At 58.8% G+C, this 19,561-nt stretch carries 16 protein-coding genes; 2 read left to right on the forward strand and 14 right to left on the reverse strand.

What is annotated here, in order from left to right; all coding sequences use genetic code 11:
• Positions 1 to 69: 69 nt before the first annotated feature.
• The 4 genes from G0Q00_RS04845 to xdhA form a co-directional block, all read right to left on the reverse strand.
• A complete protein-coding gene (locus G0Q00_RS04845; RefSeq protein WP_163036898.1) occupies positions 70 to 1,653 on the reverse strand; it encodes a xanthine/uracil/vitamin C permease in 1,584 nt (527 codons plus the stop codon).
• Positions 1,654 to 1,718: 65 nt separating this feature from the next.
• Entirely contained in the window at positions 1,719 to 2,570 is an 852-nt protein-coding gene (gene xdhC, locus G0Q00_RS04850; RefSeq protein WP_163036900.1) for a xanthine dehydrogenase accessory protein XdhC, read from the reverse strand.
• A gap of 4 nt (positions 2,571 to 2,574) precedes the next feature.
• Complete coding sequence (gene xdhB / locus G0Q00_RS04855) at positions 2,575 to 4,899, reverse strand: xanthine dehydrogenase molybdopterin binding subunit (protein WP_163036902.1); 2,325 nt, start codon at positions 4,897 to 4,899, stop codon at positions 2,575 to 2,577.
• A 12-nt stretch (positions 4,900 to 4,911) separates the two neighbouring features.
• The gene (xdhA, locus tag G0Q00_RS04860; RefSeq protein ID WP_163036904.1) at positions 4,912 to 6,375 is read right to left on the reverse strand and encodes a xanthine dehydrogenase small subunit; all 1,464 of its coding nucleotides are present in this window, start codon (positions 6,373 to 6,375) and stop codon (positions 4,912 to 4,914) included.
• Between the two features lie 168 nt (positions 6,376 to 6,543).
• On the opposite strand from xdhA, the gene G0Q00_RS04865 reads away from it, so the two are divergent.
• Entirely contained in the window at positions 6,544 to 7,464 is a 921-nt protein-coding gene (locus G0Q00_RS04865; protein WP_163036905.1) for a LysR family transcriptional regulator, read from the forward strand.
• A gap of 49 nt (positions 7,465 to 7,513) precedes the next feature.
• Here the strand turns inward: G0Q00_RS04865 and bhcD are convergent, their stop codons facing one another.
• The 4 genes from bhcD to bhcA all read right to left on the reverse strand — a co-directional run bounded on the left by bhcD (position 7,514) and on the right by bhcA (position 11,901).
• On the reverse strand, positions 7,514 to 8,479 hold the full coding sequence (gene bhcD / locus G0Q00_RS04870) for an iminosuccinate reductase BhcD (protein ID WP_163036907.1): 966 nt from the start codon (positions 8,477 to 8,479) through the stop codon (positions 7,514 to 7,516).
• Positions 8,480 to 8,569: 90 nt separating this feature from the next.
• Positions 8,570 to 9,733 carry a 3-hydroxy-D-aspartate aldolase BhcC gene (gene bhcC / locus G0Q00_RS04875; RefSeq protein ID WP_163036909.1) on the reverse strand — a complete coding sequence of 388 codons (1,164 nt, stop codon included), beginning with the start codon at positions 9,731 to 9,733 and terminating at the stop codon, positions 8,570 to 8,572.
• Positions 9,734 to 9,745: 12 nt separating this feature from the next.
• On the reverse strand, positions 9,746 to 10,711 hold the full coding sequence (gene bhcB, locus G0Q00_RS04880) for a beta-hydroxyaspartate dehydratase BhcB (protein WP_163036911.1): 966 nt from the start codon (positions 10,709 to 10,711) through the stop codon (positions 9,746 to 9,748).
• Positions 10,708 to 11,901, reverse strand: a complete 1,194-nt coding sequence (gene bhcA, locus G0Q00_RS04885) for an L-aspartate--glyoxylate aminotransferase BhcA (protein ID WP_163036913.1) — start codon at positions 11,899 to 11,901, stop codon at positions 10,708 to 10,710. The genes bhcB and bhcA overlap by 4 nt, the downstream gene beginning before the upstream one ends.
• Before the next feature lie 167 nt (positions 11,902 to 12,068).
• On the opposite strand from bhcA, the gene bhcR reads away from it, so the two are divergent.
• Positions 12,069 to 12,914 (forward strand): HTH-type transcriptional regulator BhcR, encoded by an 846-nt coding sequence (gene bhcR / locus G0Q00_RS04890; protein ID WP_163036915.1) that lies wholly within the window; start codon positions 12,069 to 12,071, stop codon positions 12,912 to 12,914.
• A 4-nt stretch (positions 12,915 to 12,918) separates the two neighbouring features.
• Here bhcR and G0Q00_RS04895 read toward each other — a convergent pair whose 3' ends face one another.
• The 6 genes from G0Q00_RS04895 to G0Q00_RS04920 all read right to left on the reverse strand — a co-directional run bounded on the left by G0Q00_RS04895 (position 12,919) and on the right by G0Q00_RS04920 (position 19,505).
• A complete protein-coding gene (locus G0Q00_RS04895; RefSeq protein ID WP_163036917.1) occupies positions 12,919 to 13,752 on the reverse strand; it encodes a bifunctional allantoicase/(S)-ureidoglycine aminohydrolase in 834 nt (277 codons plus the stop codon).
• Positions 13,753 to 14,416: 664 nt separating this feature from the next.
• Positions 14,417 to 15,337, reverse strand: a complete 921-nt coding sequence (locus G0Q00_RS04900) for a glucokinase (RefSeq protein WP_163036918.1) — start codon at positions 15,335 to 15,337, stop codon at positions 14,417 to 14,419.
• On the reverse strand, positions 15,334 to 16,431 hold the full coding sequence (locus tag G0Q00_RS04905) for an ABC transporter ATP-binding protein (RefSeq protein ID WP_163036920.1): 1,098 nt from the start codon (positions 16,429 to 16,431) through the stop codon (positions 15,334 to 15,336). Before G0Q00_RS04905 ends, G0Q00_RS04900 begins: the two co-directional genes overlap by 4 nt.
• Before the next feature lie 4 nt (positions 16,432 to 16,435).
• Positions 16,436 to 17,332, reverse strand: a complete 897-nt coding sequence (locus G0Q00_RS04910; RefSeq protein WP_163036922.1) for a carbohydrate ABC transporter permease — start codon at positions 17,330 to 17,332, stop codon at positions 16,436 to 16,438.
• The gene (locus G0Q00_RS04915; RefSeq protein WP_133489604.1) at positions 17,325 to 18,197 is read right to left on the reverse strand and encodes a carbohydrate ABC transporter permease; all 873 of its coding nucleotides are present in this window, start codon (positions 18,195 to 18,197) and stop codon (positions 17,325 to 17,327) included. Before G0Q00_RS04915 ends, G0Q00_RS04910 begins: the two co-directional genes overlap by 8 nt.
• Before the next feature lie 63 nt (positions 18,198 to 18,260).
• Positions 18,261 to 19,505 (reverse strand): ABC transporter substrate-binding protein, encoded by a 1,245-nt coding sequence (locus tag G0Q00_RS04920; protein WP_163036924.1) that lies wholly within the window; start codon positions 19,503 to 19,505, stop codon positions 18,261 to 18,263.
• Positions 19,506 to 19,561: the final 56 nt, after the last annotated feature.

Raw genomic sequence — 19,561 nt, forward strand, 5'->3', positions numbered from 1 at the left:
TACTTTGAGTGAGCGGAAAGCGAAGTGGGCCGACGGATCTCGCCGCGGCCCACTCCAAAGTTCAGGGCGTTATTCCGCAGGCGTGGTGGGGGCTTCCTCGACCACGACATTCTCGTTCACCAACTCGTCTTCCTTGTGGAAGAGCGGGTAGATGTAGAGGAACGCCGCCGAGATCAGGTAACCGGCAGAGACGCCGCTGAGCTCGGGCCAATGCAGGCTGGCACCGTGGATGATGCCGAAGGCCGACATGATGGCCGCTGCCAAGGCAAAGCCACCGGCATTCTTGAAGTTGCCATCGATGACACTTGCCACAATGGCACCCCAGATCAAGCCCGTCAGGATGGCACCTTGGGACAGGGCCAGGTGGCCTTCAAAGTGGGCCCCTTGCTGCAGAAGGGCGGCGGTCAGCGCTTCATCGCCAAGTTGCGGCAGGCCTGCCACGCCAACAGCACCAAGCGCACCGATCAGCGATCCCCATTTGACCATCAGGAAGGACGACACGTGGGGCATCATGGCAAAGGTCACGGCAGCCATATGGTCCGTCTTGACCGAATGGGCTGTGTTGGTGATCAAGCTCAGCGCCACAAACACCAGAACCGGCGCGGCGGCTGCCACGGGGATCAGATTGTTCAGGAACGCCAACAGGCCAAGGAACGCGGCCAGAGGGATCACGACCCCCACGCCGATGATATATCCGGAATGGGCCCCCATACGTTTATAAGCCGGGTGGCCGATATAGGCGGTGGTCGGGAAAGGCGAACCAAAGACCGCGCCAACCATAGTGCCCAGACCATCGGTGATCTGGCAGGTTGCAACAGGGTAGTGGTCGCCAGCAGCCTCGGCACTCTCGACGTTGTTCATCGTTTCGATGAAGTTGTAGATCTGCACCGGTACCAGAACCAGGAACAGCTCCGGGTTGGCAAACAGGTGTTGGATACCCGCAATCAGGTCACCGATATAGGGCATGGGCGGGTAGAAGCCGACGCCATCGGTGCTGATTTTGGCTTCACCAATCGCAAAGGCCACAATCGTCCCGACGATCAGCGCAAGCAAACCAGCCGGAATGTTAAACGGCAGACGGAAGCGCCCAACCAGACCCCACAGAATGATGATCATCGAGGCAAAGCCGATGAACGGGTTCTCAAACACTGTGGCCAGCGGCACAGTGCCGATGAACACAAGCGCGATGCCGCACAGCGTGCCCAGCATCCCTGCGCGCGGCGTCACGCGTTTCAGCCACGGACCGATGATCGCGCCCATAGCGGCAACGATACCGCCCATGAAGCCGGCGCCGATGCCAACCTGCCAGGCCAGAACCGGATCATTTGTCGACCAATAGATCGGCCCGATCACGCCAAACAGATAGACGAACATCACCGGCGTCGAAATGCCGTAAGGCATTGCCGTAACGTCCCGCCCGTGCTGAGCCGCCGCGCGTTTGGCGAGGCCTACATAGACCGCAATCCCCGCAAGGATCGCGATTGCCGCACCTGGCACGATGCGCCCATAGACGATCTCGGCCGGCATTTGGAAGACGAACTGACAGATGCCCGCCAGAACCATCAAGTTGATCAGGTTGTCGGTGAACAGCGCCCAAAACGCGCTGAAATCGCTGCGATGAAACAGCTTGTATGTGTAACTCCCATCCCTCATGGGGACCTCCTTCAATCAAACCGGGCTGGGGGCGTTCTCCTCGACACGTCCCAACCCGCGTTGCTTCACTGCGCCGCGATATGCGAAACAGCGCCCCAGTCAGGGGAATGTGCGGCAGTTTCAGAGGTCAGCGCCGTGATCACTTCTGCCGCCACGACGGCGGCGATCACGGCTGGCCGCTTGTCGCGGCTACCGCCTGCCCCGATGGGGCAGATCAAGGGTGCAACGGACAGGCCGTCGCAATTCTTACGGGTCCAGCTGGCGAATTTCGCGCGCTTTGTGGCGGACCCAATCATTCCAATATAGGATGCATCGCCGCGTTCCAGCGCGGCCGAGGTCAGCAGAAAATCCAACCCGTGGTCATGGGTCAGAACGATGAAAGCGCTGCCTTTCGACGCATTCATCACGTCAAACTCAGGCACAACACTTAGCCGTTTTTCCACATTGGCGTGGGAAAGGGCCAGCTCATCCTCGCGTTGGTCCACTAACACACAACGCACCGGAAGGTGTTGAAACAGATCTGCCAGCGCACGCCCCACATGCCCAGCGCCCAGCACATAGACTGCGGGCTGCCCGGCTTCTTCCATCTGAACGGCTTCCAAGGCGATATCTTTGTCCGTCGCGCTCATCCGCGCGAGCGCGATCTCAACCCGGCCCCCGCAGCATTGGCCGATCTCGGGCCCAAGCGGGACATCCAGATGCTGCGACAGATCGCCGTTCGCCAACAAAGCCCGCGCGGCCTCAATCGCCAGATGCTCCAACTGGCCACCGCCAATTGTGCCCCACAACCCGTCAGCCCGGACATACATTTCGGTCCCGGCCGTGCGGGGGGAGGAACCACGCACTTTGGTCAGTCGCACACTGGCGACCGGGCCGGGACCTGTCAGGAACTGTTGAAGGGATTGGGCGGAATACATCGGATCAACCCTGTGTGCGCAGGCGTTCAACTGCCATCAAAACGCGTTCGGGTGTGGCCGGAGCTTCAAGACGCGGACAGGTGCGATAGTCATTCACCGAAGCCACCGCCATCGACAGCGCCTCCAGCACCGACACGCCCAGCACAAACGGGGGCTCGCCCACCGCTTTCGATCGTTTGATCGTCATCTCGCGGTTCTCGGACCAGTCTGCAAGGTCCACGTTGAACACGCGCGGGCGATCACTGGCGAGCGGGATCTTGTAGGTCGAGGGAGCGTGCGTGCGCAGGCGACCAGCGTCATCCCACCAAAGCTCTTCCGTGGTCAGCCAACCCATGCCCTGAACGAAGGCACCTTCCACCTGCCCCTTGTCCAAGATCGGGTTCAACGACCGGCCCACATCATGCAAAATGTCCGTCCGCTCGATCCGGTATTCCCCGGTCAACGTGTCGATGGCGACCTCGGAACACGAGGCCCCATAGGCGTAGTAATAGAACGGCCGCCCGGTGCCCGAGGCACGATCCCAGTGGATTTTCGGCGTCTTATAGAACCCTGCCGCCGACAGCTGCACGCGGGCCATATAGGCTTCTTTGATGAAGGTATCGAAAGCGACGGTTTCATCCCCAATCCGCAGGTGATTGGGGCGGAATTCTACTGCATCTTCCGGCACGCCGCGGCTTTCAACCGCGAACGCGACCAGCCGCGCCTTGATCTGTTCCACCGCATCCAGCGCCGCCAGACCGTTCAGGTCCGCCCCAGAGGACGCTGCGGTGGCCGAAGTGTTCGGCACTTTCTCGGTCGTAGTTTTGGTGATCTTGATCCGGTTGAAATCGACCTGAAAGGCTTCAGCCACAACTTGGGCGATCTTGGTGTTCAGCCCCTGCCCCATTTCGGTCCCACCGTGGTTCAGGTGGATCGAGCCGTCATTGTAGACATGGACCAGCGCGCCCGCCTGATTGAACCAGGTGGCGGTGAACGAGATACCGAACTTCACCGGCGTCAGTGCGATGCCGCGACGGATCACACCGCCTTTGGCATTGTGTTCAAGGATCGCTTTGCGGCGCGCTTGATAGTCGGCGCTATCTTCCAGCTCGTCCACGATCCGGCCAATGACGTTGTCTTCGACCGTCTGGTGATAGGGCGTCACATTGCGCCCGTCCGTCTCATCGCCATAAAAGTTGGCCTTGCGGACCTCCAACGGATCCTTGCCCAGCGCGAACGCAATCTCTTCGATCATCCGTTCAGCGGCCACCGCACCTTGCGGCCCACCAAACCCGCGAAACGCGGTGTTCGAGACCGTATTGGTCTTTTGCGGACGCGAGGTCAGGCGCACGTTGGGGTAATAATAAGCGTTGTCCGCGTGAAACAGCGCGCGGTCCGTGACGGGACCGGACAGGTCCGAGGAATACCCACAACGGGCTGCAAACTGGCTGTCCACCACTTGAATGCGGCCATCATCGTCAAAACCCAGATCATAATCGATCACAAAGTCATGGCGCTTACCGGTGGCCGTCATATCCTGATCACGATCCGGGCGGATCTTAACCGGGCGGTTCAGCTTTTTCGCGCCCAGCGCAGCGACCGCGCAGAACAGGTTCATCTGGCTTTCCTTTCCGCCGAACCCTCCGCCCATGCGGCGTACATTGACCACGACCGCATTGTTCGGAACGCCCAGAACATGGGCCACCATATGCTGCGCCTCGCTTGGGTGCTGGGTCGAGCAATGCACGATCACATCGTCATCCTCGCCGGGGATCGCGAAAGCGATATGGCCTTCCAGATACATGTGATCCTGCCCACCGACGGTCATCTGACCCGAGATACGGTGCGTGGCTGCGGCAAACCCAGCCTCAACATCACCGCGCTCGAGCTTCAGAGGGTCTGTGACAAGGGGCATACCTGCCTTTTCAGCGGCCACCGGATCCAGTGCGTGCGGCAAAACCTCATACTCCACATCTGCAAGTTCTGCCGCGCGGCGTGCTGCGTCGCGAGTTTCGGCGATCACCGCAAACATAGGTTGGCCGTGGAACTCCACCTTCTCGGTCGGGAAAACCGGTTCATCATGGCGCCCTGTGGGGCTGACATCATTCACACCCGGCACGTCTTCTGCAGTAAGCACAGTGACCACGCCCGGCGCCTGACGCACGCGGGACAGCTCCATCGACAGGATTTTGCCATGCGTCACGGTCGAGACGCCAAGATAGGCATGCAGCGTGCCAATCGGCTCAGCGATGTCATCGGTATAGTCCGCGCGGCCCTGAACTTGTTTGACGGCACTGTCATGTTTCAGGTTCTGATGCGCTGCACCTTTTACGTTTTGAAGATCTTTCATCACATCGCCCCCTTACGCGGTCGCCAGACGTACGGGCACGTCACTGGCAGTGTCATGTTCAAGGTGGAAACGGCGCAGCAGGTTTCCGGCCACAAGCAGCCGGTATTCTGCCGACGCGCGCCAGTCCGTGAGTGGTGAGAAGTCTTGCGCAAGCGCCTTGGCCGCCGCATCGAAAACTTCGGCGCTCCATGGCTGGCCGACCAGCACGGTCTCTGCGGCAGTTGCTCGTTTCGGCGTGGCAGCCATACCGCCAAAAGCAATACGGGCGTTCGTGATGATGCCATCCACAACCGAGATACTAAGCCCGGCAGCAACCGACGAGATATCCTCGTCCCGGCGTTTCGAAATCTTATAGGCCGCATCAATCTGCGACGCAGGCGCACGCGGGATACGGATGCTGGCGACAAACTCGCCCTCGTTGCGGTCCTGTTTGCCATAGTCGACGAAGAAGTCCTCTAGAGGCAGAGAGCGCGTGCCCTTCGTGCTTTGCAGCATCACCTCAGCGCCCAGCGAGATGAGAACCGGCGGCGTGTCCCCAATCGGAGAGCCGTTTGCAATATTGCCCCCAATCGTGCCCATATTGCGCACTTGCCATCCAGCAATACGATCCCAGTATTCCCCCAGATGGGGGAAGGCCTGACGGATCGCCGATTGGCTTTCGCTATAAGTTACGCCCGCGCCGATGGTCAGCGCGTCGTCGGTCATATCGATGGATTTCAGATCATCCAGATGGGTGATGAACACAACCGGAGAGATCGGCCGCATGAACTTCGTCACCCACAGACCCACATCCGTCGAGCCCGCCACGATGGTCGCTTTCGGGTTGTCTGCCAACACCTTTGCAAGGTCAGTGGCGTCTAGCGGCAGAATGGCACGGTCGTCTTCCGGGCCAGTCTCGACGCGGGCAGTCTGGGACAGTGCGGTCAGTTGCGCCGTCACCGTCGCCCGCTCGGTTTTCAGATGATCATGCGCCGGGGTACCATACTGGTTCACGGCCAGCGCGGCTTTCACGATGGGTTCATACCCCGTGCAACGACACAGGTTCCCTTGGATTGCCGTCTCAACCTCTTCAGCGTTCGGCTGCGGGTTCTCCATCCACAGGGCGTAAAGTGACATGACGAAGCCAGGAGTGCAGAAGCCACACTGACTGCCATGGAAATCCACCATCGCTTGTTGCACGGGATGCAAGCGCCCCTTGGGGCCCGCCAGATGTTCGATCGTGACGATGTGGCAGCCATTCAGCGAGGCCAAAAAGCGAATGCAAGCATTTACGGTTTCATAATGCAGTACGCCATTTTGAAGCCGCCCAACCATAACTGTACAAGCTCCGCAGTCGCCCTCCGCGCAGCCTTCTTTGGTGCCGGTCAGACGCTCTTCAATCCGCAGATAGTCCAGAAGCGTCAGCGTGGCTTTCACGCTAGAAACGGTTTTCTCTTGTCCGTTCAGAAGAAAGCGAATGTTGCTTTGATTAGTCATGAGGCCTCCCAAAACCTATCCCGCGCAGGCGGGTATGAAGGTGAGTTTACGGCGTCTGACTGCGCGGTAAAATGGTGGCTTTAGGGAAATACTTTCAACAGATCGTTGATAATGACTATGATGGGCGCAATCGGCACCGAGGTGCTTTGAGAAAAGGAAGGAAGCCCAATGGCCTATATGGAAAGCCTGCGAGTCTTTTGCCGAGTGGTTGAGTTGGGCAGCATCACCTCAGGCGGGCGCGACCTGCGCCTTACGCCAGCCGTGGCAAGCAAACGGATCAAGGAGCTAGAGAAACATCTGGGCGTGCGGTTGTTCAATCGGACGACTCGGTCGCTGACCCCCACCGAAGTCGGTCAGCAGTTTTACACCGAGGCTTTGCGCATTCTGGAAACCGTGGACGAGGCCGAAAGCGTCGTTGCGCGTTTTTCGGACGCACCGCGGGGCACCGTGCGGGTGACCGCGCCGATGGCGGCGGGGCGCCGGATCATTGCCCCACTGGTGCCTGAGTTTGTAGATCAGAACCCGAATATCGACGTGCGAATGCGAATGTCGGATCGCAAGGTCGATATCCTCGCTGATGGTCTGGACGTGGCCTTCTTCGTCGGAACACCGCATGACAGCAGCCTGAAGTTGCGCAAGATTGCCGACTGCACACGCACACTTTGTGCCGCCCCCGCATATCTGGAACAAGCAGGCACGCCCAAGCACCCCGAAGACCTGCTACAAGGTCACAATTGCCTGTTGCTGCGGTATCCCCGGTCACCCGAGTATTTCTGGACGCTCAACTCTGACACCGGATATCGCAAGTTTGAGGTGTCCGGAAAGTACGACGCTGATGACAGTGATGTGCTGTTGAATTGGGCGCTGGACGGGCGCGGGATTGTCAACAAGCCGCTCTTTGAAGTGGCTGAGCATCTTCGCTCGGGACGTTTGGTGGAAATCTTGCCTGACGCGCGGCCAATGCCATCCATGTTCGGATGCCTTTACCCGCACAAGAAACTGCAGGACCCAAAGATCCGCCTATTGGTGGACTTCGTTGCACGCCGCGGTTTGGAGGTGCTGAAGGCAAGTACTTCGCACTCAACGTAGAACGCCCGCCACAGAGAACCGGGCGGGCGCTGTCTGGATTTGTGTCCGATCAGAAATCGACTTCGATGGCGATGCCCTTTTCAATTGCAAGCTCTACGACAGACGCTGCCACGGCAAGGTCCTGCAATCCGACGCCGGTGCCATCAAACAGCGTGATCTGATCGTCGGATGTCCGCCCCGGATTGGTTCCGTTGATCACCGCACCGATCTGCGCCACATCGCTTTCCTGGATCAGCCCCTGCCCCACAGCATGTTGCGCTTCGCCGATGGTGATGGACTGCGCGACCTCGTCCGTGAACACGTCCGCTTTGACCAGCAACTGCGGATCGACCTCTTGTTTGCCCTTCGTGTCGGTGCCCATGCAGGCGATATGCGTGCCCGGGCTGACTTGGCCTGCCCCAAGAATTGGATCGAAAGAAGACGTGATCGAGATGATCACATCAGCCTCTGTCATGCCGTCAAGCTCGACCGCTTCAAACGGCAACCCGGCCTCGTCTGCGACCTTTTCAAGGTTCGGCAGCATCTCGGGATGCAGGTTCCAGCCGATCACCTTCTCAAACGACCGCTTCTCAAGCGCAGCACGCAGTTGGAACGTCGCCTGATGGCCAGCACCGATCATACCGATCACCTTGGCATCTTCACGTGCAAGGTGCTTGATCGAGACCGAAGACGCAGCAGCCGTGCGCAGGGCGGTCAACAGGTTGCCCCCCACCATCGCCTTGGCCTTGCCCGTGTCCGGATCAAACAGGAAGACGGTCGACTGGTGATTGATGATCCCGCGCTTTTCCAAATTGTTGGGCCAATAGCCGCCGGCCTTCAGCCCCAAAGTCAGCCCGGCCTGATCGAACCCGCCCTTGAAGCCATAAAGCGCATCCTCGTGGCCGATTGCCTCGCGGATTACAGGGAAGTTGTAGGCGTCGCCCGACGCCATCGCCGCAAAAACTTGTTCCACCGCGCTAAAGGCGGCGTCGCGGGTCATAAGGCCCGCAATCTCGCGTTCTGGAACGATATACATGTTTGTGTCCTTCGAAAAAGCGGGTGGAGTGCGTCACTCCACCCAGTTCAGGAGGGTTCGGCCCGTCACCGGGCCAACCTCAGAGGTTCCTTAAAACGCTTTGCCGCGTGCCGAGACCGGCCAGAGGGTTTCCACCTTGCCGTTGCGCACGCCGACATACCAATCATGTACGTTGGCGGTCGGATCGCAGTGGCCCGGCACAAGGCGCAGTTTGTCGTTCACTTTCAGAGCACCATCCGGATCGGCCACCACGCCATGTTCATCCGAACATTTGATGTATTCGACATCATTGCGCCCAAAGACCACGGGCAGACCACTATCGATCGACTGCGCCTTCAGGCCCGCGTCGACGATCGCCTTGTCAGCCTTGGTGTGGCTCATCACCGAGGTCAGGATGAAGAACGCGTTTTCCCATTCGCCCTGGTCGATCCGGTTGCCATCCTTATCGAGGATACGGCCATAGTCTGCATCCATGAAAGCGTAGGAACCGCACTGCAGCTCGTTATACACACCCGAGTTCGACTCGAAGTAATAGGAGCCCGTACCGCCACCCGAGACCAGCTCGCACTCGATGCCTTCAGCCTTCAGGCCATCAACCGCGTCTTTGACCATGGCGATGGCGACATCCAGTTTCTCTTTGCGCGCCTCATAGGTATCAAGGTGCTGCATTGCGCCCTGATAGGCTTGTATGCCGGTGAATTTCAGGTTGTCGGCGGCATTGATCGCCTTGGCGATTTCGATCACATCCGCGGTCGAGTTCACACCACAGCGGCCTGCGCCGCAGTCGATCTCGATGAAGGTCTCCAGTTCGGTGCCGTGCTTCTGCGCTGCGGCCGACAAATCGGCCACGTTGTCCAGATCATCAACACAGACGATGATCCGGCTGCCCAGTTTCGGCAGCTGCGCCAGACGGTCGATTTTTAGCGGATCGCGCACTTGGTTCGAGACCAGAACATCCTTGATGCCGCCGCGCACGAACACCTCGGCTTCGGACACTTTCTGGCAGCAAACGCCAACCGCGCCACCCAGTTTTTCCTGCAGCTTGGCTACATCAACCGACTTGTGCATCTTGCCATGCACCCGGTGACGCATCCCATGCGCCTTTGCATAGTCGCCCATCTTCTTGATGTTGCGCTCAAGCGCGTCCAGATCCAGCACAAGCGCGGGGGTTTGGATGTCGGCCTCGTCCATGCCCGGCAGAGCCGGAACATCAAAGCCTACGACAAGGTTCTCAAAATTGGTCACTGCGTTCATTGTCTGTCTCCTTCACAGAGTCCAAGGCAGGCGGTCGAGATCGACATTGCCGCCGGTGATGATCAGGCCCACGCGCTTTCCTTTAAACGCGTCGGGGTTTTTCAGGATGGTGGCAAGCGGCACGGCGCTGGACGGTTCCATCACCACGCGCAGGTGCTTCCAGATCAGCTTCATCGCGTCGATGATCTCGGGATCTGAAGCCGTGTAGATCTCGCTCACATGGTTCGACACAAAGTGCCAGGTCAGCTCCTTCAGCGGCACCAGCAGCCCATCCGCGATGGTTTTGGGTGCGTCATCCGCAATGATGTAGCCCGCCTTGAAGCTGCGATAGGCGTCATCCGCCTGCTCGGGCTCGGCTGCGATCACTTGCGTTTCGGGGGCCAGAGTCGACAGCGTCAGACAGGTGCCCGAGATCATTCCGCCACCCCCAATCGGGGCTACAACGGCGTCCAGACCATCGGTTTGCTCAATGAACTCACGCGCGCATGTTCCCTGCCCCGCAATCACCCGGTGATCGTTGTAGGGATGCACGAAATCGCCGCCGGTTTCGGCCTGCACACGCGCAAAGGTTTCTTCGCGCGAAGACGTGGACGGTTCGCATTCGGTGATCTTGCCCCCATAGCGGCGCACCGTGTCTTTCTTGGCCTGCGGCGCAGTCCGCGGCATGACCACGTTGCACGGGATACCACGCTTCATCGCGGCATATGACAGGCACGAGGCATGGTTGCCAGACGAGTGGGTGGCCACACCTTTGGCCGCCTGCTCTTCGTCCAGCCCAAACACAGCGTTCGAGGCGCCGCGGACTTTGAAGGCCCCCGGTTCTTGAAAGTTCTCACACTTGAAGAACAACTCAGCCCCGGTCAGCTCGTTCAGGTAATCCGAGGTCCGAACCGGCGTGCGGCGGATATGGGGCTGGATGCGCTCATGCGCCTCCAGCATGTCTTCATAGGTCGGGATATACATCGGTGTATCCTTCATTCCGCGGCCTCTTGCTGGGCAGCGGTGGCACTTCCGCGGTAGTATTCTTGCGCAGTGGCAACCCCGAGGCCCAGCGTGATGTCCAAGCCAAGGTCGACCATGCACATCTCGGCGGTCGCGATGCCCGACAGAGCCATAACGTCGGTCATGCTGCCCAGGTGACCAATGCGGAACACCTTGCCGGCGACCTCTCCCAACCCGACACCAAAGGCGACGCCGTATTTCTCGGCCGCCAGAGTCACGATGTCCGTGGCATTGAAATGCGCAGGCGTGCGGATGGCACTAACCGTGTCAGAGTAAACATCCGGAGACGCGGCACACAGCTCCAGCCCCCACGCTCCAACGGCGGCGCGTACACCTTCCGCAATGCGGTTGTGGCGGGCAAAGACGTTCTCCAGCCCCTCATCCAGCAGCATTTTGCAGGACTCGTTCAGGCCATTCATCAGCCCCACAGCAGGCGTGTAAGGGTAGGCGTTATTGGCATAGCCCTTCGCCATATCGTGCACATCGAAGAAGGTACGCGGCAGCGTGCCTGTCTTGGTCGCCTCCATCGCCTTCTGACTGAAGCCTACGATGGCCAGACCAGCGGGCAGCATGAACCCTTTCTGGGAACCCGTTACCGCAACATCAACGCCCCACTCATCAAAGCGGAAATCCATCGACGCGATCGAGCTTACGCCATCAACGAACAGAAGCGCCGGGTGACCGGCCGCATCCAGCGCACGACGAACGGCAGCAATGTCAGACTTAACGCCGGTGGCGGTTTCGTTATGCGTGGCCAAGACCGCCTTGATCTCGTGGCCTTTGTCTGCGGTCAGGATCTCTTCATAGCGATCTGCGGGAATACCTTCACCCCACGGGGTCTCTACAATGGTGACATCCAAATCGTGGCGCTGACACATGTCGATCCAACGATGCGAAAACATACCATTGCGCGCAGCAAGGATCTTATCGCCAGAGGACAGGGTGTTGGTCAGGGCTGTTTCCCAGCCGCCCGTGCCGCTGGAGGGGAAGATGAAGACCTCGGCCGTTTGGCTCTTCAGGATCTTCTTCACGCCCTCGCGTGCCGGGTGCAGGATCTGCCCAAACAGCGGCGAACGATGGTCAATCGTCGGCATGTCAGACGCCTTGCGCAGGCTTTCAGGGATGTTGGTCGGGCCCGGAATGAAAACGGGGTTTTGAAAACTCATGGGGTTCTCCTTCGATCTTTAAGGCCACAATATTGCCCGCGCCGTTTGAAGGATATTTTTTTGAAATTGTTTTTCATTTTCGAAACTTGTTATTTTTTTGTTATTTATCAATCTATTGACTTTTTCATATTGTGAATTTATTTTTCACTGAAAATGCGAGGGTTTTTATGGAATCTCAAAAAGACGGCACATCGACCACCCGCAAGGCCCGTGGACGCCCCCGCGACTGGCATGACAAAACCGCCCAGAACACGATCAAATCGTTGGATCGCGCGATGGAGGTTTTCGAACATCTGAGCGAAGCGCAGGGCAAGCCCTTGTCCGTGATTGCCGAAGAAATGGGGCAGTCGCCCGCGACCGTTTATCGGGTTCTTGTGACGCTAGAGACGCGCGGGCTTGTCGAATTCGACAGCGTGGAACAGGTCTGGTTTATCGGCGCCCGCGCCTTCGTCATCGGCGCCCGCTTCCTGCGGCGCACCAGCCTTGTTGACAGGGCCCGCCCGATCCTGCGCAAGCTCATGGAAGCCACCGGCGAGACCGCAAATCTGGGGATCGAGAAAGAAGGGTCCGTCCTGTTTCTAAGCCAGGTCGAGACCCACGCAAATATCCGCGCCTTCTTTCCCCCCGGCTCGTTGTCGCCGATGCACTCGTCGGGTATTGGCAAGGCGGTGTTGGCCTATATGGACAAGGAACGGCTGAACCGGGTTCTCGACTCTGCGACGTTCGAGGCCTTTACCGAGTACACGATCACCACAGAGGAAGCTCTTCGTGCGGATTTGGAACAGATCCGCACGCGAGGATATTCCATCGACAACGAAGAAAAGAACGCCGGGATGCGGTGCATCGCGGCGCCTGTGTTTGACATGAACAGCGAAGTGGTCGCGGGGATTTCGGTCTCAGGCCCCACCAGCCGCGTCGGTCAGGACGAGACCGATCGACTGAGCCGCGCCGTCATTGACGCGTCACTCCTCCTGACCGAAGCCATCGGCGGAATCGCCCCCGCGCCGTCCTGACGTCTTAGCGACCGCCACCAAGCCGCAACGGCATGTGGCGGTTTACGTCTTTGTACAGAAGATACCGGAAACGTCCCGGCCCACCCGCGTAGCAAGCCTGCGGGCAGAACGCGCGCAGCCACATGAAATCCCCAGCCTCGACCTCGACCCAGTCTTGGTTCAAGCGATAGGCCGCCTTGCCTTCGAGCACGTATAGCCCGTGCTCCATGACATGGGTTTCCAGAAACGGGATGACCCCGCCTGGCTCGAAGGTCACGACCGTTACATGCATATCGTGGCGCAGGTCGTTCGGGTCCACAAACCGCGTCGTAGCCCACGCGCCATTCGTGTCGGGCATAGGCGTTGGCGCAATGTCATTTTCGTTTAGGATCAGGACGTCCGGCGCATCCAGCCCCTCGACCCGCTGATAAGCTTTGCGGATCCAATGGAACCGAAGCACTTCGTTCCCTTTATTGTGCAACGTCCAGCTTTCCGACGGCGGCAGATAGGCATAGCCGCCCGGCGTCAGTTCGTGCACGCCTCCTGCGACCTCCAACGTCGCGGTGCCCTCAACCACGAACAGCACCGCCTGCGCGTCGGGATCGTCTTCAGGCCGATCAGATCCACCACCCGGCTGAACCTCCATGATGTATTGCGAAAACGTCTCGGCAAATCCACTTAGCGGGCGGGACAACACCCACAGCCGTGTGCCGGTCCAGAAGGGCAAGAAGCTGGTCACAATATCCTGCATCACCCCTTTCGGGATCACGGCATACGCATCCGTAAACACGGCCCGATCGGTCAAAAGCTGGGTCTGGGCGGGAAGTCCCCCATGCGGCGCATAATATTGTGTGCTCATGAATGCTCCTAATCAGAGTGCAGATACCAGAAATATGCGTGTGATTTCATCATCTCACCACCCTCAATCTGGCAACAACACTTTAGGGAAACATTTGAAAAAGGCGAGAGCGCTTCAAGAAATGCGATTGAACCAGATCATTGGGGGCGCGTTTTGACATGGCAGGGCGCTGCTGTGCACCCTGCCCCTGTTTTTCTTTAAGGGAACGCTTTCTTCCTCCAACTCTAAGACCTAGGTCTCATCGTAGGACAATGCTGACGAGATGGCACAGAAGCTTGGCATGTCCACCTCGACGCTACATCGGCGCTCAAGGAGGAATGCCAAAGTTTTGGGGAAATCTAGGAAGAGCGCCGACGCAATCTGGCGATCTCGCTTCTAAAGAACACCATCCTTCCCGTCAGGTACGTTATGCTGAACCAAGCGCGTTTTTTCACGCGTTCAATCGGTGGTTCGGCACAACGCCCAGCGCGATCCGAAGCCGGGGATGAATTGGGGGACTACCTGCCTCAAGTCTAGACATTTGATTACCGTAGGCACCTCAATCAAATGCACCTGCATCAAAATGGGAGCCGCACGAATTTCATCTAAACCTCGGAAAGATGCGCGGGCGCCTTGGAAGCCACAGCTTTTGTGTTCCAACGACATGATATTAGCAGACTAGGCGCTAACTTTTGTAGACCGCGCACCCTTTCAGTGCTGCGGCATCATCCAGGATCGAGTGTACCGGTACCGGGTGCGCGTTATTCAGGGCAAACGGTTCACGAACGATGTCGGCGAAGGCCGCCTTGGCAGAAGTCGACAGAAGATGCCGCGCGACACCCCCGGCAAAGAAGATCCCCCGTCTGGGCAGAAAGGCCAGGATCAGGTTTCGTGTCAGCACCGCGAGTAGCTGCGCGTAGAAGACCTGAAATTCCTGTTTCACAGAGGTTTGCAATTCCGTGGCGCCATTCGTCACCGGCACGGCCCTCGCCTGTTCCAACGCATAGAGGGCGGCATAGCCTCGGCCCGAAAACACCTCTTCGATGGTTGTGAGCTTCTCGGCCTGCGCTCCAAAACGTGCGGACAGTTTGGCGGCGATGTCAGCAGGAAGGCAGATATGCCCGTATTCCACATCCAACTGCGCCACCCTGCCCTTCGATATCACCACCGGAGAGACGTTGAACCCGGTCCCGATCCCGACCACCAAAGCCTGTGCTTCGTCCATGGGGCTCTCACCAAGCGACACCAAGGGATCAAGACTTTCGAGCCCGAGGAAAACGCTGGCTTGTCCAAGCGCGGCCAGATCATTCAGCAGGGAAACGGGACGTTCACCAAGACTGCGTGACAGTTGCGTTTCGTCGAAATGCCAGTCCCGGTTGGTCAGGCAGGCCCGCCCGCTATGGACGGGACCGGCAACCGCGATGACCGCATCCGCAATCTGAGCGTCTTTCCTGTCAGAAAGATAGCGCACCAGCACGTCGTCGAAACTTGCGAAGTCATCGTTACGAAAGCTTTCGATCGATGTGCTGTTCAGTTGCCCCGCGCGGGCCAACCCCAAACGTGAGTTGGTCCCGCCGATATCGGCAACAAGCCTGTCACCGGTCAATTCAGACGCTCTCCGCTTTCCGGAGCAAAGTAGGACACTTTGCTCAGGTCAAAGGCCAACGGCAAGGTCTCGCCCGTACGCGCGCTGGTTTCGGCGTGCAGGCGTGCAGTGACCTGCTTGCCACCCAGTTGCGACACGACATAAGTGTCGGCCCCTGCCGGTTCGACCATATCGATCAAGCAATCGGCTTCTTGCACGTCTTCGCCCGCACGGAAGCCCGCTTCGGCGATGTCTTCGGGGCGCAAGCCCAGAATGACGTCCTCGGGTAGGCCTTTGGCGTGCGTATCGGTCAGGACCAGCGGCGCGGCACCTGCCCGTTCGATCTCGATCTTCGTCCCTGTGCCATTGGCCTTGGCGCGTGCCGGGATCAGGTTCATCGCCGGGCTGCCCATGAAATCCGCCACGAAGAGGTTCGCAGGCTTGTTATAGATCTCGGCGGGGCTGCCGATCTGCTGCACGATCCCACCTTTCAGGACGACGATCTTGGTGGCAAGGGTCATCGCCTCGATCTGGTCATGGGTCACATAGACCATCGTAGCGTTCAGGTTCTGGTGCAGCTTCTTGATCTCGGTCCGCATCTCGACCCGCAGCTTGGCGTCAAGGTTCGACAGCGGCTCGTCAAACAGGAAGAGCTTCGGATCACGCACCAGCGCCCGACCCATCGCGACGCGCTGCCGCTGACCGCCGGAAAGCTGGCCGGGACGACGCTGCAGAAGCGGTTCGATCTGCAGCTGCTGCGCCACCTCGTTCAGCTTCTTCTCTTGCGTTGCCGCGTCAACACCACGCACTTTCATGCCAAAGGTGATGTTCTTGGCCACCGACATGGTCGGATAGAGCGCATAGGACTGGAACACCATCGCGATGTCGCGGTCTTTCGGGCTGACCTCGGTCATGTCGCGCCCACCGATGCCGATCGAGCCGCTTGTGATCGGCTCAAGCCCTGCGATGCAGTTCAAGAGCGTGGACTTGCCGCAGCCCGAGGGGCCAACGAGGACCAAGAAGTCTCCCGGTTCGATCGCGACATTGATGTCTTTCAGGATCTCGACGGACCCATAGTTCTTGTAGAGGTTTTTGATATCCAGAATAGGAGCCATGGGTTTAGCCTTTCACGGAGCCCGCGGTCAGTCCGCGGATGAAGTATTTGCCGGCGACGACATAGACGAGGAGTGTGGGAAGGGCGGCGATGATCGCAGCAGCCATATCCACGTTGTATTCCTTCACGCCGGTGGTCGAGTTTACGATGTTGTTCAGCGCCACAGTGACGGGTTGGGTGCCAGCCTGACTGAAGCTCACGCCGAACAGGAAGTCATTCCAGATCTGAGTGAACTGCCAGATGACGGTCACAACGATGATCGGCAGCGACAGGGGCAGGAAGATCGACCAGAAAATCCGGAAGAAGCCCGCGCCATCCACTTTTGCCGCCTTCACCAGCTCTTGCGGAATGGTGACATAGTAGTTGCGGAAAAAGAGCGTGGTGAACCCGATGCCATAGATCACGTGGACGAAGATCAGCCCCGGGATGGTGCCCGCGATGCCCATGATGCCCAGCATCCGTGCCATCGGCAGCAGCACCACCTGGAAGGGGATGAAGCAGCCAAACAGCATCAGCGAGAAGATCAAGTTTGCGCCTTTGAACTTCCACTGGGCGATAACGTAGCCATTAAGCGCCCCAAGCATGGTCGAAATCAGAACCGCCGGGATCGCCAGGATCACCGAGTTCCAGAAGTAAGGGCGCAGGCCCTCGCACTGGATGCCGGTACAGGCGCCGGACCATGCGGTCCGCCAGGCCTCGAACGTGACTTCACGGGGGAAGGCCACAAGGCTGCCAGTGCGGATCTCTTCCAGACTTTTCAGCGAGGTCGTAACCATCACGAAAAGCGGCATCAGATAGAACAGGGCGAAGAGGCCAAGCAGGGTGAACAGAAGCCAGCGCAGGGCGATACGACCCCAATTGCGCGATGGGCTGTGAGCGGTGGTAAGCGCAATATCAGTCATGTTTCGTCCTCAGTTCAGAGTAGAGGTAGGGAACGATGATCGCGAAGACGACGGCCATCATGACCATGGCAGAGCTTGCCGCTTGCCCGATATCGCCGCGCGAGAACGCCATCGCGTACATGTAGGTTGCAGGCAGGTCGGTGGCATAGCCGGGACCGCCTCCGGTCAGGGCGATGACAAGGTCGAAGCTCTTGATCGCAAGGTGGGCCAGCACGATGAAGGCTGACAAGAAGATCGGGGCCATCGACGGGATGATGATGGCGGAATAGATGCGCCAGTTGGGGATACCATCGACCTGTGCGGCCTTGATGATCTCTCCGTCCACGCTGCGCAGACCAGCCAGGAACAGCGCCATGACAAAGCCCGAGGCCTGCCAGACACCGGCGATCACGACGGCGTAGATGGCCATATCCGGGTCAATCACCCAGTCAAAGCTGAAGTTTTCAAACCCCCAGTCGCGGACCATCTTTTCGATGCCCAGTCCGGGGTTCATGATCCACTTCCATGCAGTACCGGTGACGATCATCGACAGCGCCATGGGGTAAAGATAGATCGTGCGCAACACGCCTTCGGTGCGGATTTTCTGGTCCAGCAGGATGGCGATCAGCAGGCCCAGCACCATCGAGATGATGATGAACAGCGTGCCGAAGATGAAAAGGTTCACCATCGCGGTGTCGAAACGCGGAGATGCAAACAGGCGCTCGTATTGGATAAGGCCCTCGATCTCGTATTTCGGCAGCAGCCGCGAGCGGGTCAGTGACACCCAAGCGGTCCAAGCGATGAAGCCATAGACGAAGACGAGGATGGCGGCGAAAGAGGGTGCAAGCACCATCTTGGGGACATGACGTTCAAGCCATTCGGTCATTGTAACGTTCCCTGAATAGAAGGAGGCCCCGCACCTGAAGGTCAAGCGCGAGGCCAGGGAGATTTACATGGAGTTGGCGACAGCGTCGGCCAGCATGTTCACAGCATCAGCCGAGGACATGTCCGAGTTGAAGTGCGCAGTCACCACATCGGTGATGGCACCCGACTGTGCGCCACGCAGCGCCATACCGTGGGCATAGCTCGGCAGCAGCGAACCATTGTCCGAGCTCTCGTTCATGTCTTTGGCAGACAGGTGTGCACAGCTGTCGAATTCGTCCAGAGCCACGTCTACACGTGCCGGGATCGACCCTTTGTTCAGGTTGAACACTTTCTGGAAGTTCTTGCCGACGATCAGCTTGGACAGAAGGTCCTGACCAGCTTTCTTGTCGTCGCCGTCCACGTTGAACATGGCAAAGCTGTCCACGTTATACAGGAAGCCGTCACCCGGCACCGAGGCACACAGGAAGTCTTCGCCCGGCACTTTGCCTGCAGCAAGGAACTCGCCCTTGGCCCAGTCACCCATGATCTGGAAAGCGGCTTCGCCGTTCATGACCATTGCAGTGGCAAGGTTCCAATCACGCCCCGAGAAGTTGTCATCCACGTAACCGCGCATTTTGCGCATCTGGTCAAAAACGGCGACCATCTCGGCAGACTTCAGAGTGTCCATGTCCAGATCAACAAAGGCTTTCTTGAAGCCATCGGCACCAAGGATGCCCAGCGCAACAGCTTCGAACACGGTGGCGTCCTGCCACGCCTGACCACCATGGGCCAGCGGGGTGATGCCTGCGGCTGCCAGTTTGTCAGCGGCGGCGTTGAACTCGTCCCATGTCGTGGGCATTGCGATGCCATTGGCGCTTAGCACGTCAGCATTGCCCCAGATCCAGTCGATGCGGTGCACGTTGACAGGCGCTGCGCACCATGTGCCTTCGCACATCATGTGACCTGCGATCGATGCAGGCAGGACATCAGCCCAGCCTTCAGCTTCAGCCACGGCCGAAATGTCCGCCAGTACGCCTTCTTCATACCATTCTTGAATGGCCGGGCCCTTCAACTGAACGGCAGTCGGTGCATTGCCCGACAGAACGCGAGCACGAAGAGCGGTCATAGCAGCATCGCCACCGCCACCGGCAACCGGCATGTCGGTCCAGGTGCCGCCATTGTCTGCGAACTCTTGCTGCAGAACGGCGACGGATTTGGCTTCACCGCCCGATGTCCACCAGTGCAGAACCTCGGCCTGAGGCTCGGCCACAGCGGGCATGGCGCAGGTGAGTGCAATGGCCGAAACGGCCGCGAATACGGATGTCTTCATTAGATTTTTCCTCCCATTGGCCACCAATGTAGGTAGCGCTAAACCAAGCTTGCCGA

This window comes from Aliiroseovarius sp. PrR006, assembly GCF_010500215.1.
Lineage (GTDB): Bacteria > Pseudomonadota > Alphaproteobacteria > Rhodobacterales > Rhodobacteraceae > Aliiroseovarius.

Bases quoted from the DNA above. Each gene is read 5' to 3' on its own strand.
- bhcC (WP_163036909.1), bottom strand. From the start codon at position 9,733: ATGAACGCAGTGACCAATTTTGAGAACCTTGTCGTAGGCTTTGATGTT.
- G0Q00_RS04915 (WP_133489604.1), bottom strand. From the start codon at position 18,197: ATGACCGAATGGCTTGAACGTCATGTCCCCAAGATGGTGCTTGCACCC.
- bhcR (WP_163036915.1), top strand. From the start codon at position 12,069: ATGGAATCTCAAAAAGACGGCACATCGACCACCCGCAAGGCCCGTGGA.
- G0Q00_RS04845 (WP_163036898.1), bottom strand. From the start codon at position 1,653: ATGAGGGATGGGAGTTACACATACAAGCTGTTTCATCGCAGCGATTTC.
- G0Q00_RS04920 (WP_163036924.1), bottom strand. From the start codon at position 19,505: ATGAAGACATCCGTATTCGCGGCCGTTTCGGCCATTGCACTCACCTGC.
- bhcA (WP_163036913.1), bottom strand. From the start codon at position 11,901: ATGAGTTTTCAAAACCCCGTTTTCATTCCGGGCCCGACCAACATCCCT.
- G0Q00_RS04865 (WP_163036905.1), top strand. From the start codon at position 6,544: ATGGCCTATATGGAAAGCCTGCGAGTCTTTTGCCGAGTGGTTGAGTTG.
- bhcD (WP_163036907.1), bottom strand. From the start codon at position 8,479: ATGTATATCGTTCCAGAACGCGAGATTGCGGGCCTTATGACCCGCGAC.
- xdhA (WP_163036904.1), bottom strand. From the start codon at position 6,375: ATGACTAATCAAAGCAACATTCGCTTTCTTCTGAACGGACAAGAGAAA.
- xdhB (WP_163036902.1), bottom strand. From the start codon at position 4,899: ATGAAAGATCTTCAAAACGTAAAAGGTGCAGCGCATCAGAACCTGAAA.
- G0Q00_RS04905 (WP_163036920.1), bottom strand. From the start codon at position 16,431: ATGGCTCCTATTCTGGATATCAAAAACCTCTACAAGAACTATGGGTCC.
- xdhC (WP_163036900.1), bottom strand. From the start codon at position 2,570: ATGTATTCCGCCCAATCCCTTCAACAGTTCCTGACAGGTCCCGGCCCG.
- G0Q00_RS04910 (WP_163036922.1), bottom strand. From the start codon at position 17,332: ATGACTGATATTGCGCTTACCACCGCTCACAGCCCATCGCGCAATTGG.
- G0Q00_RS04895 (WP_163036917.1), bottom strand. From the start codon at position 13,752: ATGAGCACACAATATTATGCGCCGCATGGGGGACTTCCCGCCCAGACC.
- bhcB (WP_163036911.1), bottom strand. From the start codon at position 10,711: ATGAAGGATACACCGATGTATATCCCGACCTATGAAGACATGCTGGAG.